Raw genomic sequence first — 408 nt, forward strand, 5'->3', positions numbered from 1 at the left:
GCCACAGGCCTGCCGCACCTCCGCCCAGCAACAGAAAGGTCGCAAGCTCCCGCGAACGGGGCACCTGCCCTTCCTCGCGGGCCTTCTGTATTCGGTGAGGCGTGGCGTCTTCTGTCTTGTCGTCGCTGCTCTGCTCGTCAGCCACCGGCTACTCCGCTTGCCTGGGATTGCATCTGCCTGAACTGCCGGGGAGCATGACGCTCGCTCACACTGGCGCGCACGGCGAACGCATCATGCCGAGAATGGGCCTCATTGTGACAAGCACGGCGGGGATCAAAGCGCGGAATAGCGCCCAAAAACGCCCTTGCCCGCCACGCAGGGCGTGATGGGCAAGGGCATGAAGGACGAGAGTATTAAGAACAAGGACCAGCAGGTGCCACTACCGGGAAGGCGGTTAGAAACCGAGGC

The 408-nt window shown here is 63.2% G+C and carries 1 protein-coding gene; it reads right to left on the reverse strand.

Going from position 1 to position 408, the window contains the following annotated elements:
* Positions 1-145, reverse strand: a 145-nt coding sequence (locus SCA31_RS22550) for an EscU/YscU/HrcU family type III secretion system export apparatus switch protein (protein WP_410699286.1), incomplete at its 3' end; no start/stop codon positions are given.
* Between the last annotated feature and the right edge of the window lie 263 nt (positions 146-408).

Origin of the sequence: Chryseobacterium sp. SIMBA_028 (genome assembly GCF_046535285.1) — a bacterium.
GTDB lineage: Bacteria > Bacteroidota > Bacteroidia > Flavobacteriales > Weeksellaceae > Chryseobacterium.